General features: G+C 70.2%; 11 protein-coding genes and 1 pseudogene. 1 reads left to right on the top strand and 11 read right to left on the bottom strand.

Annotated elements, in window-relative coordinates:
• Positions 1 to 346 precede the first annotated feature (346 nt).
• Entirely contained in the window at positions 347 to 1,651 is a 1,305-nt protein-coding gene (locus FWJ67_RS09820) for a helix-turn-helix domain-containing protein (protein ID WP_414481970.1), read from the top strand.
• On the opposite strand, the gene FWJ67_RS09815 is transcribed toward FWJ67_RS09820, so the two are convergent.
• From FWJ67_RS09815 to FWJ67_RS09765, 11 genes and pseudogenes are all read right to left on the bottom strand, one after another.
• Positions 1,567 to 2,499, bottom strand: coding sequence for a class I SAM-dependent methyltransferase (locus FWJ67_RS09815; protein ID WP_414481971.1), 933 nt, complete (start codon positions 2,497 to 2,499; stop codon positions 1,567 to 1,569). The two genes, FWJ67_RS09820 and FWJ67_RS09815, sit on opposite strands and share 85 nt — an antisense overlap.
• 16 nt (positions 2,500 to 2,515) lie before the next feature.
• Positions 2,516 to 2,863: a ribosome silencing factor gene (gene rsfS, locus FWJ67_RS09810; RefSeq protein ID WP_304171374.1), complete on the bottom strand. Its 348-nt coding sequence runs from the start codon at positions 2,861 to 2,863 to the stop codon at positions 2,516 to 2,518.
• A 20-nt stretch (positions 2,864 to 2,883) separates the two neighbouring features.
• Positions 2,884 to 4,212, bottom strand: a complete 1,329-nt coding sequence (locus FWJ67_RS09805) for an LCP family protein (protein WP_304171349.1) — start codon at positions 4,210 to 4,212, stop codon at positions 2,884 to 2,886.
• Between the two features lie 49 nt (positions 4,213 to 4,261).
• Positions 4,262 to 4,789, bottom strand: coding sequence for a bis(5'-nucleosyl)-tetraphosphatase (symmetrical) YqeK (gene yqeK / locus FWJ67_RS09800; protein WP_304171347.1), 528 nt, complete (start codon positions 4,787 to 4,789; stop codon positions 4,262 to 4,264).
• A gap of 41 nt (positions 4,790 to 4,830) precedes the next feature.
• Positions 4,831 to 5,568, bottom strand: a complete 738-nt coding sequence (gene nadD / locus FWJ67_RS09795; RefSeq protein WP_414481974.1) for a nicotinate-nucleotide adenylyltransferase — start codon at positions 5,566 to 5,568, stop codon at positions 4,831 to 4,833.
• A 39-nt stretch (positions 5,569 to 5,607) separates the two neighbouring features.
• Positions 5,608 to 6,897: a GTPase ObgE gene (obgE, locus tag FWJ67_RS09790; protein ID WP_304171344.1), complete on the bottom strand. Its 1,290-nt coding sequence runs from the start codon at positions 6,895 to 6,897 to the stop codon at positions 5,608 to 5,610.
• Positions 6,898 to 7,005: 108 nt separating this feature from the next.
• The gene (rpmA, locus tag FWJ67_RS09785) at positions 7,006 to 7,281 is read right to left on the bottom strand and encodes a 50S ribosomal protein L27 (protein WP_304171343.1); all 276 of its coding nucleotides are present in this window, start codon (positions 7,279 to 7,281) and stop codon (positions 7,006 to 7,008) included.
• A complete protein-coding gene (locus FWJ67_RS09780; RefSeq protein WP_304171341.1) occupies positions 7,278 to 8,114 on the bottom strand; it encodes a ribosomal-processing cysteine protease Prp in 837 nt (278 codons plus the stop codon). The genes rpmA and FWJ67_RS09780 overlap by 4 nt, the downstream gene beginning before the upstream one ends.
• A gap of 2 nt (positions 8,115 to 8,116) precedes the next feature.
• Positions 8,117 to 8,428 (bottom strand): 50S ribosomal protein L21, encoded by a 312-nt coding sequence (gene rplU / locus FWJ67_RS09775; protein WP_304171338.1) that lies wholly within the window; start codon positions 8,426 to 8,428, stop codon positions 8,117 to 8,119.
• A gap of 127 nt (positions 8,429 to 8,555) precedes the next feature.
• A complete protein-coding gene (locus FWJ67_RS09770; protein ID WP_414482759.1) occupies positions 8,556 to 10,253 on the bottom strand; it encodes an Rne/Rng family ribonuclease in 1,698 nt (565 codons plus the stop codon).
• Positions 10,254 to 10,614: 361 nt separating this feature from the next.
• Positions 10,615 to 11,076: pseudogene (locus FWJ67_RS09765) on the bottom strand (hypothetical protein); the annotation flags it as partial.

Below are 11,076 nucleotides of genomic sequence, written 5' to 3'. Positions count from 1 at the left end.
CCGGTGGGCCGGTCGTCGCGCGTCGGAGGGGGTGCCTGAGCACCCCCTCCGTCCAGCCTGCCTCCCAGTTTTTGCTTGCATTCTACCGGAGGTAAGCTCATCCAGCGGTCAACTGGACCGTGGAGGTGAGGCCTTCCGGGCGTGGGAGTGGACGCCCCCTCAGAGACACGAGCTGGGTGCCGCGTCCCTGCTACTCCGGCCCGAGCACGGTCCCCAGCTCCCGGATGGGGAACCCCGATCGGATGCCACCACCTTGCCTCAATCGACCCAATCGAGTAGATTTATGGTAACTGTTCTCGGGGGATCGCCTCGACCCTCGAAGAGCACCTGGGTCTGAGGTTGGTTCATGGCTGGGCATCCTTTTGGAGAGCTGCTGCGGACCCTCCGCCGGCGCCACGGGCTCACCCAGGCGGAGTTGGGCCGGGGCTTCTGCACCAAAGCCCACATCTCCGCCATCGAGACGGGCGTGCGGGCACCCTCGGGGCATGTGGTCCGCCACCTGCTGGAACGGCTTCCGGAGCGGCGGGCTCTGGCTGAGGCCCTGGTCGCCAGCTACCCTCCCCGGGCCGACTGGCTCCAGGCGGGGCTGGCCCTGGCCCTCTGGGGGGAGGTCGCCGGCGCCAGGACCATCCTCAACGCGCTCACCCAGCTTCCCAGAGGGACCACAGGGCACGGCGCCCGGGCCTTGGCCTGGACTCGGTTTCTCGACGGCCGCCTGGACCAAGCCGTCCCCCTCCTCCGGGGCGGTGTGGAACACCACCGGCGCCGGGGACACTTCCGGGAGGCGGCCTGGGCCCTCTGGGAGCTGGGGATGATGCTGGCCGAGGCGGCACCCGGCCCCGACGCGCTCTGGTGTTTCCGGGAGGCCCGGCGGACGTGGACTCGGCAGGGAGACCAGGCCGACCAACGCTTCCGGGCCATCGTCCTCCACTCGGAAGCCCGGGCCCTCCAGCGCATGGGCGCCCACCGACGGGCTGAGGAGCAGGCGGCCAAAGCCGCCCGTCTCTACCGGGCCCTGGGGGACCAGGTGGGGGAAGGCCACGCGCTCTTGGAGGCCGCCCACGCCGCCCACGGGGCAGGAGCCTTGGAGCGGGGCCGCCTCCTGGCCGATGAGGCGCGGGAGCGCTTCCTCTCCACCGGCCACGCGCCCTGCCTGGGGATCGCGGAGCTGGCGGTGGCCATAGCCCTCCTCGACCAGGGGCCGGCCCGGGCGAGCGAGGCGGCCCAGCGCCTGGCGCGGGCGGAAGCGAACCTGGCCCAGACCAGGCCGGAGCTGGTGCTCTTCACCCGCTCCGAACGGGCTCGCCTTGCCCTCCTCCAGGGCGATCTGGCCGGGGCCCGGGCCCTGGTGGAGGCGGCCCTCCAGGCGCCCGCTCCCTCCTCAGAACGGGCTCACCAGCTCTGCCTGGCCGCGGCCGTGGGGCAAAAGCCGTGGCCCGAGGCACGCCAGGAGCTCCTCCGGCTGGCCGGGGCCATCCCCTCACCGTGGGAGCGCCACGCCACCCTGCGGAGCGCGGCGCGGCTCTGCATGCAGCTTGGCCGGTGGCGTTGGGCCGCCGAGCTCTATCAGGCTGGCGAGAGCTGGTGGGAGGCCTGGTGGGACCCTTCCGATCCGGAGGCGTCCACCGCCTTGTCCGGGGTGAGCAGGTAGAGGGCGTGGTGCCCGTCGCGGGCCACGGGCCGGTCGGCGCCGGCCAACCCCGCCGCCTCCGCCGCCTCCCGCAGGCTGTCCAAGGGATGGACGTAGAGTTCCACCACCTCGTCGATGCGGGCAAACCGACCGGGGGTGCTGGTGGGGAGGAAGGCCAGAAGCTGGAGGTCCACCCGGTCCTCGTCGGCATCGTACGCGCCTTGCCACGCCCAGGCCCAGTGGCCCAGATCCGCGCCGCCCGTGAGGCGGGCCCAGCGGTGGACCAGCTGCACCGGCCGGTAGAGGCTGAGGAGGACGCTGCCGTGTTGCGCCGCCCCCTCCCCGCCGGGGCTCCCCTCGCTGCCGGGCTCGGCGGCCGGGTCCACCTGGGCCCGGATGGCCCGGAGGAAGGCCTCCAGCTGCCGGGGAGGCACGCCATTGGCCACCCACGGGTGGACGATCACCAGATCGAAAGGAGCGCCGGGCAGGGCGTCCTGAAGGTTCTGCGGATCCTGTCGGACCCAGGTGGGGCCCGTCGCCCGGGCCGAGGCCAGGGCGAGGCGATCCGCATCGCTGTCGACGGCCGTCCACGGCACCGGCGCCTGACGGGCCACAAGCCACGTCAGCCAGCCCGTCCGGCAGCCCAGCTCCAGCACCCGGGGCCAGACCGCTTGGTTCTCCGACCCGGTCTGGGCGCCGGGCCCGTCCCACCCCAGGGCGCGGCGCACCTCACGCTTCCGCACGCCCTTGAGGAGAAGACGCACGCCCTCCCGGGCCAGCAGGACCCGGTCCCAGCGGTCGAGCGCGGCGCGGTACCAACGGGGGTCAGGAGGCCCCGCGTGGGCCTCCGCGTTGCGGTTGGGATTCATCGAAATCGACGACACCTCACTGGCTGGCCTGGGCCCATTGGGCCATCTCGGCCAGCTCGATCCGGGGGGCATCTCGCCAGAAGTGTTCCAGATCGTAGTAATCGCGGGTTGCTTCATCCATCACGTGGACGACGACCGACCCGTAGTCCATCAGAATCCACCGGGCCTCCTGGCGCCCCTCCCGGCGGAGGGGGTCCTTCCCGGCTCGGGAGACCTGCTCCTCGATCGCCTCCACGATGGCGCGCACGTGGGGGGCTGTCTCGGCACTGGCGATGACAAAGTAATCGGCCAAGACGGTTTGCTCTCTCAGGTCCAGGATGAGGACATCAATGGCCTTCTTCTCCTCCGCCGCCTGAGCCGCCAGGAAGGCGATCTCCTCAGCCCTCAGCTTCCCACACCTCCTCGACCCATTTCCCAGGGAATCAGCCCCCGATCCAGATCGGCAGGATCGATGGCCCAGTCCTCGGGGAAATCGTTCCCCAGCACCAGCCTAAGGGAACCGCCCTCGCCCCGCATGGGGACCAGCTGGGGCCGGATCGGCAGCTCTTGGGCCAGCGCCTCCGCCTCGTCCCCCCATCCCGGGGGCACCTCAATCTGGGTCTGGGGGATGCCGAAGCGGGCCGCGTTCCCCACCTGGACCACGGGGAAGCCCCGCCGCTTCAACTCCAAGGCGACCCGTCCGGCCAGGCCCGCGGAGCCCTTGCCGTTGACCACCTGGACCGCCGGCCGTTCCACGCCCAGCAAGATTTCCGCCACGGTGCTCCGCAACCAGATGGGATCCGGGATCCAGTAGGCGACGCCATGCTCGGTGCCGGCTGTGCCGGGAACCAGCCCGGTCCGCACCTGCTCCGGCGACACCCGGGTGAGGGCCCGGGCCAGCCGGGTGATCTGATGGACGGACAGGTCTGTCTCGACCGTCCGATAATACTCTACCAGAAGGCGTGGGAGCTTGACCAACACCTCCGGCCGGAGGGCCGCCTTGGCCAGGGCGTGGACGAACTCGAGCTGGCGCTGGACCCGGCCGCCGTACTCGCCCGTGGCCGGGTTGACCAGGGCCACATCCCCCAGGTTGTCCGCCCGGTAGCGGACAAAGCCCAGGGCCTCCTCCCCGTTCAGCCGGTGGGTGCCCGCGGGAATGTTGATGAAGAGCCCCTGGGCCCGATCCTCATACCGCATGGGCCGCCGGACGGTCACCTCGACGCCCCCCACCGCATCCACGATGCCGGCGAAGCTCTCAAAGTTCAGGACCACGTAGTGGTCGATGGGGATGCCCAAGAAGCGGCTGACGGTCTCGGCGGCCAGCTCCGGGCCGCCCAGAGAGTAGGCCGCGTTCAGCTTGCGGTAGCCCGTGTGACCGGGCACCTGGACCCGGGTGTCCCGGGGCAGGGAGAGCACCCCCGCCTCCCCGGTGCGGGGGTTGAAGCTGGCCACCAGCATGGTGTCCGTCCGTTCCGACACGTTGACGGGCGAGTCGATGCCCATGATGAGGACGAAGAGCCGGTCTTCCGCGCCCTGGGGGACAGGGGCCCCCGGCCGGTGGGCCGTCGAGGGAGGGAGGGCCAGGAAGAAGACGTACAGGAAAAGGACCAGCCCCAGGAGGGCGACCCCGGTCCCGGCCAGGAGGAACCGCCTCCGGCGGCGCCGGGCCCGCGCCTCACGGCGCTCTTCCAGCTGTTGGCGAAGCTCTGCAATCAGGTCGGGTCCGGCCGACACGCCTCTATCCTTCCCCTCGTCACCCGCCGCCACGTCGAGACCTCCCCAATCACCCTCCCCCGAGCAGGAGCGCGTTCCGGGCCTCGAAGGACCGGGGATGAATCAAGAGGCCCCGGTCCAGGCAGAAGCGGAGGGTCTGATCCAGGCCGGCCCGACAGGCCGCGACCAGATCCTTCCCAGCCAGCTCGCGCAGCCGGTCCACCCCGGGGTACCGGCGGCCCGGCTCGATCAGGTCGGCCAGGTAGACGACCATCTCCAGCCGGCTCATCCCCGCCCGCCCCGTGGTGTGGTAGCGGATGGCATCCAAGATAGACCGGTCGGTGATGCCCAGCTCCTTCTCCGCCCACACGGCCGCGACGGGGCCGTGGAGCAGGCTGGGGTTGGCCCGCTCGATCCCGTCCACCACGATACCAGAGGCCTCAGCCGCCTTCAACAGCCCTTCAGGGGGAAGGTTCTTGGCAAGATCGTGCAGGAGTCCCGCGGTGAAGGCCGCCTCCGGATCCACCCCGTACCGCTGGGCCAGGCTCCGGGCCGTCTCCGCCACACCCACGGAGTGGTGGAAGAGAGCTTCGGGCAACCACTCCTGGACCCAGGCCCGGAGGGCAGGCTCAGGCAGGTTCAGGGCGCGTCCCCCCGTGCCGCCGACGGGGCCGGGGCGGGCACCTCGTCCGCGGGCGCCTCATCCGCGGTGAACTCGTCCCCGCGCCCTTCAAGCGGGGGCGCCTCCTCGGCCGGGCTGGGCACCCGCGGCCGGTAGAGGCCGTTCTTCTCGATGTAGTAGAGGACCGTCTCGGGAACCAGGTAGCGGATGGGCCGGCCGGAAGCCACCCGCTGCCGCACGTCGGTGGAGGAGATGGCCAGGGCCGGCACGGTGAGCACGTGCACCCGGGCCCCGTACTGCTCGCCCAGCTGACCCACCGTCTCCGACAAGGCCGTCAGGGGAAAGCCGGGCCGGGTGGCAGCGATAAACTCGCAGAGGCCCAGGAGCCGCTCGGGCTCCTTCCAGGTGAGCAGCTCCAGGATGGCATCGGCGCCACTGATGAAGAAGTACTCTTCATCGGGGCCGTACTGCTGCCGGAGGAGTTCGATGGTGTCGATGGTGTACGACGGCCCCGGCCGGTCGATGTCCACCCGGGAGACGGCGAAGTGGGGGTTGGTCAAGGTCGCCAGCACCGTCATCAGGTACCGGTGCTTGGCCGCCGTGATGGCCCGGTCCGTCTTGTGCGGGGGCTGACCCGACGGCACAAAGAGGACCAGGTCCAACTGGAAGTCGTGGCGCGCCTCCTCGGCCGCGACCAGATGGCCGTAGTGGATAGGATCGAAGGTCCCGCCCATGATACCGATCCGCGTCGCCATCCCCTCCCGCGGGCCGAGCCCCGGCGGCCGGCCGTCGGTTCACTCCTCGACGTACTCGAGCTCGACGGAACCCAGCCAAACGGTGTCCCCTTCCCGGGCCCCCGCCTCCCGCAAGGCCTGCAAGACGCCGTTCTGCTCCAGGATGTGCTGGAGGTAGCGGAGGCTCTCGGGATTGTTCAGGTCGAGCCGGGCCACGATCCGCTCCAGGGCCTCGCCCCGAACGGCAAATGCGTCATTCTGCCTCTCGACGGTGAACTCCTTCAGGGAGGCCCGCCTCCGCCGGGGTCTCGCCGGCGGCGGGGTGACCCCAGGGGTGGCGGGTTCAGGCTTGGGCCTTTGGGCGAGGAGCGCCTCCACCCGGTCGAGGAAGGCGTCCACCCCTTCGCCCGTGGCCGCCGAGAGCGGGACCACCTCCAGGCCCAGCTCGGCCGCGGCCGCCTCCAGCCGGGGCAGGTGCTGGCGGCTTTCGGCCAGATCCATCTTGTTGGCCACCACCAGCTTCACCCGTTGGACCAGCTCGGGCTGGTACGCCTCCAACTCCTGGCGGACCACCCGCAAGTCGTCCACCGGGTCCCGGCCTTCCAAGCCGGAAGCGTCCACCACCTGGACCAGAAGGCCGCTCCGCTCCACATGCCGCAGGAACTGGTGGCCCAACCCCGCCCCTTGGCTCGCCCCTTCGATGAGGCCCGGAATGTCGGCCATGACGAAACTCCGGCCTGGCCCCCGGAAGACGGTCCCCAGGGTGGGCACCAGGGTGGTGAAGGGGTAGTTGGCGATCTCCGGGCGGGCGGCGGAGCACTGGGCGATGAGGCTGGACTTGCCCGCGTTGGGGTAGCCCACCAGCCCCACATCGGCCACCAGCTTCAGCTCCAGCTCCAGCTCCCGCTCCTCCCCCGGCAGCCCCTTCTGGGCAAAGGCCGGCGCCTGCCGGGTGGGGGTGGCGAAGCGGGCGTTCCCCTTGCCGCCTGACCCGCCCCGGGCCACGATCACCCGGGCGCCGGGCTCGGCCAGGTCGGCCAGAACCTCCCCGGTGGCAGCATCCTTCACAACGGTCCCCACGGGGACCTTCAAGACCAGATCGGCGCCGTTGGCTCCCCGCTTGCGGGCCCCCGAACCGGGCCGGCCGCTCTCCGCCTGGAACCGCTTCCGGTACCGGAAGGCGACCAGAGTCCGCTCGCTGGCATCGGCCTCCAGAATGACGTGACCCCCGTGCCCGCCGTCGCCCCCATCAGGCCCGCCGGCGGGCACGTACTTCTCCCGCCGGAAGCTGACGGCCCCGTGGCCTCCGTTCCCGGCCCGGACCCAGATCCGTACCTGGTCGACCCACACGTCGCTCCCCCCACTGGCCGCCTGGGCCCAAGGTGCCAAGGAGCCCTGACCTCAGGCCAGGGCTCCCGATGAAAGAAGTCCTTGCACCCGTCCAGGCGAGCGTCCGCCTCACTGAGCCGCCCGGATGGCCACCACCTTGCGCGACCCCTTGGTCAGGAAGGTGACGTACCCGCTCTCCCGGGCGAAGAGGGTGTCATCCTTCCCCCGCCCGACCCCAGGGCCGGGATGGAAGCGGGTTCCCCTCTGGCGGACCAGGATGGTGCCGGCGTTGACAAACTGCCCGTCATGCCGCTTCACGCCCAGGCGCTTGGCCTTGCTGTCGCGGCCGTTCCGGCTGCTGCCGAGACCCTTCTTCTGGGCGAAACGCTGGAGATCGAACCTCACGGCCTCCACCTCCTTCCCAGCCTTCCCGGTCGGAACGAACGGACGCGCCGCCGGAAGGGATGAATAATCGCCCGGACCTGCTTCTCCACCGGATCCTCCGCGACGGCCACCTGCTGCTCCGGTTCGGGTTCCGGCTCCGCAGGCACCGGAGGTTCAGGCTGGGCGCCGACCTCCTCCGCCGCCGGCTCCGGAGGCGACGCCTCCGGGTGTTCCGGCTCCGGCTCCTCCCGCAGCACGGCGGCCGGTTCGGCCTTCCGCCGCCGGGTGCCCCGACGCCGGCGGGCGGGACGGCTCCGGGCAACCCGCTCTTGGACAGCCCCCTCTTGGGCCGGCGCCTCCGCAGGCGCCTCGTCGGCCGCCTCGTCCGCCACCTCCGGCTTGGCCGGTTCAACCTCGGCCTCGGCTGGAGCCGCCTCAGCCCCGGCCGGCTCCTGGCTGGCACGTTCGGGCCGGCTCTCACTCCGCCGCCCCCGCCGGCTCCGGCGCTGGCGGGACGGGCGAGGCGCGTCCAGGGAGATCAACGCGAAATACCGGCCGTGCTCCTTTTCAATCTCCCGGAGGGCCAGCACCATGGTCTCCAGGATGGCCTGAGCCGGCGCCCTCGCCTCGGGAGGGATCTCCCGGGGAAGCCGGCATTCCAGCAACCCGTGCTCCGCCTTGAGGACCACGGGGAGCTTCAGGTGATCCTTCAGGCCCAGGACGCAGGCCTGGGTCAGCGCGGAGACCCCGGCGCAGACAATATCCTCGCCCGGGGGCGCATACCCGGCATGGCCCACCGCGCGGAACCCGATCAGCTCACCGGGGCCAGCCTGGTAGAGTTCAACACGAACCATGCTCAGCCCTCAATCTTCTCGATACGGATTCGGGTCAGCTCCTGACGATGGCCCATCTTCCGCCGGTAGTTCTTCTTGGGCTTGTACTTGAAGACGGTAATCTTCCGGCCCCGCAGGTGCTTCTCCACCCGCGCCACGACCCGGGCCCCGTCGACCACGGGCGTGCCCACCCGGCATGTCTCCCCATCGGAGATCAAGAGGACCCGATCCAAGGTGACCTCGCCGTCGGCCGGGGCATCGAGGCGCTCAACCAAGAGCCGGTCGCCTTCCTGAACCCGGTACTGCTTGCCACCCGTCTCAACCACAGCGTACACCGCGTCGTCTCACCTCCTGCGGCCCGGCCTTGCAAACCCGCGGCGCGAGTATAACAAAGGCCTTCCGCGAGTGTCAACGCACGGGGCCGGGCCGGCCCGCCGCCCGCCCAGGGGGCGGCGGGCCCGCTTACCGAGAAACGACCCGCGCCTTCGCGTAGGTTCGGAAGACGCGGGTAATCTCCACGTCTAGGTGCTGGCCCACTTTGCGGCCGGCCCCTTCGATATCGACCACATACCCTTCAAGACGGGCAATCCCGTCCTTGGGGTTCGAGATGTGGGGCTCCTCCACCTTCAAGCGGACCACATCCCCCTCCCGGACGGGCATCGCCTGGCGCTCAATCTCCTCGCGGCTTCCGGAGAGGATGGACGGCTCCTCCACATGTCGGTTCTCCACGCCCCGGACGTACACCGTCCGGTTGAGCTCCTTCTCCAGCCGCTTCAGGTTGGACCCACCGGGCCCGATGAGCAGGGCGGCCACCGAGGGGTGAGCCTCCACCAAGAAGGCCGCCGCTTGGGTGGTGTGGGAAAGCTTCCGCAACTCCCGCTCCACCCGGTGGGCGACCGTCGCCTCCGACAGGACCCGGCCGCTTCCCTCGCAGTGGGGGCAGGGCTTCTGCAGGATGTCCGGGACGTTCTGCTTGGTCTTCTTCCGGGTGATCTCCACCAAACCCAGGTGGGTGAAGCCCAGCACGTGGGTCTTGGTCTTGTCCTTACGCAGCTCCTCCTCCAGACGCCGGAGGACCATCTGCTCGTGCTCCTTCGACTCCATGTCGATGAAGTCGACCACAATGATCCCGCCGAAGTTCCGGAGCCGGAGCTGCCGGGCGATCTCGCTGGCCGCCTCCAGATTGGTCCGCAGGACCGTGTCGGCCAGGTTGGTGCTGCCGATGTACCGGCCGGTGTTGACGTCGATGCTGACCAAGGCCTCCGTCTGGTCGATGACGATGTACCCGCCGCTTTGCAGCCACACCTTCCGATCCAGAGCCTTCTCGATCTCCGACTCGATCTGGTAGGCCTCGAAGATGGGCGGGCCCTCGTGGTAGCGGTAGACCCGCTCCTTCAGATTGGGCGCCAGGCTGTCGAGGAGATCGAGGGTCTTCCGGTACTCCTCCTCCGAGTCCACCACGAACTTGGTCACATCGGGGGTGAAGCTGTCCCGGACCAGCCGGTAGACCAGGTCGTAATCCTTATAAAGGAGGGCCGGCGCCTTGGCCTCCGCCGCCTTCCGGCGGAGCCGGTCCCAGACCTTGAGCAGGAACTGGGCGTCCCGGATCAGGTCCTCCTCGTCCTTGCCGGCAGCGATGGTCCGCACGATCAGCCCCATGCCTTTGGGACGGAGCCGCTTGGCCAGCGCCTTCAACCGGGCCCGTTCCGCCTCCTCTTGGATCCGGCGGGAGACGCCCACGTACTCCACCGTGGGCATGAGGACCAGGTACCGGCCGGCCAGGGTCAGGTTGGTGACCACCCGGGCGCCCTTGGTCCCGATGGGCTCCTTGCTGACCTGGACGATCACCTCGTCGCCTTCGCGCAGCACGTCTTTGATGGAACGCACCTTCACCCGGTCAAGGTTCGCCTCACCCCCGTTGCCGTTCCGGAGGTGGGCCAGCGCATCGTCCACATACAAAAAAGCGTTCCGTTCCAGCCCAATGTTCACGAACGCCGCCTGCATCCCAGGCAGGACGTTCTCCACACGACCTTTGTAGATGTTCCCGACAACCCGCTCGTCCTCGTCACGTTCAATGTACAATTCAGCGAGCCGACGGTCTTCCAACACCGCGGCTCGCGTCTCGCCGTGGCCGACGTTGACCACGATCTCTTTGCGCATCAAGTGTCACTCCAATCACCCCAATCGGCGGGCGAACACCACGCCGGCACAGGATCCGGCGCGTTCCGGCACAAAGCGCGCCTTGTGGCGCTCGCAAGGGCAAAAAGGGTGCTGCGTCCCGAATCCGCTTCGGGCGGTGGCAAACAGGATGGGCACGGACCAAGAAGGGGTGAAGGGTTCGCGCCCCTGTGAGGTAGTATGGGACAGGTTGGATCGCCCATGCACGGGCCTCGACCTGACTCCATGCACGCCGGTCCAAGCGGCACCTCCGAGTCAGAGCGGAAACGGGCGGCGAACATGCGTTGCCTAAACTAACATACCATAGCGGGGCCAACCTGTCAAAGGGGCTCTTCCGTTCGCCCTAGTCCCCCCAAGCGGCCGGAGACGCCCCACCATCCTGCCTTTCCGCCCCGTCCCGCCCGGCGGCCCCCGCCTGGTCCTCTTCGGGGTGTGGGCGAGGCTGCCCCTCGAGGAGCTCTTCCAGGCGGGCCTCCCCCCGGCCCCCGGCGAGCGCGTCCATGAGGGTGCCCTCCCCCAGGAACCCCGCCACCCGGCCCCGGGGGCCCACCACCACCACCAAGCGGTAAGGCCCGGGGCCCAGGCGGCCGGCCACCTCCCAGACTCGGGCCCCCCGCGGCGCGGCCAGAAGCCGGGCGGGCCCCAAGGTGAGGGGGCGGGGCCCGCCCAAGGCCCAGCGGAGCACCGCAAAGGGGATGGTCCTTGCCTCCCGCCGGGCGGCCACGGCCAGGAAGGCGCCCAGCAAGAGGAGGCTCCCCCAAGCCCGGCCCGTGGCCAGCCCCCCCAGCCCCACCAGCCCCAGCCC

Origin of the sequence: Limnochorda sp. (genome assembly GCF_047459355.1) — a bacterium.
Lineage (GTDB): Bacteria > Bacillota > Limnochordia > Limnochordales > Limnochordaceae > Limnochorda.
The sequence above is the reverse complement of the archived record's forward strand: the minus strand, read 5'-3'. Positions and strand labels throughout refer to the sequence as shown.